1 protein-coding gene is annotated in these 405 nt (G+C 50.4%); it reads right to left on the bottom strand.

Annotated features, from left to right (window positions below):
- Positions 1-405, bottom strand: a 405-nt coding sequence (locus tag ACKTR2_RS10515) for an MBG domain-containing protein (RefSeq protein ID WP_407885093.1), incomplete at both ends; no start/stop codon positions are given.

Raw genomic sequence — 405 nt, 5'->3', positions numbered from 1 at the left:
AAACCTTCTTTTGTCAGCGTCACCGTGTATGATCCAACATTCGTCAGCTCGGAATCTGAACCACTAACGGTGTAATCCGTCCCTTGACTCAAGCCAGTCGTCACTAGTCCATTTGGCATGGTGGTCACTGCCGTGACGGCTGCCGTAATTGGCTGCCCATCGTAAACTTTACTGCCACCTTGCAGGGTGACATCAGTCACTGCGGCTGGTGTGATCTTGCAGGTTGTAGTCACCTCACTGGCGGTGATCCCCGTAAAGTCATAGTTAGGATTCTGTGCTTCTAACTTTGCCAAACCTTCTTTTGTCAGCGTCACCGTGTATAATCCAACATTCGTCAGCTCGGAATCTGAACCACTAACGGTGTAATCCGTCCCTTGACTCAAGCCAAGATCGGAAGAGCGTCGT

Origin of the sequence: Furfurilactobacillus curtus (assembly GCF_045862785.1) — a bacterium.
Lineage (GTDB): Bacteria > Bacillota > Bacilli > Lactobacillales > Lactobacillaceae > Furfurilactobacillus > Furfurilactobacillus curtus.
Note: the sequence above shows the minus strand (reverse complement) of the source record. Positions and strands in the feature narration are given on the sequence as shown.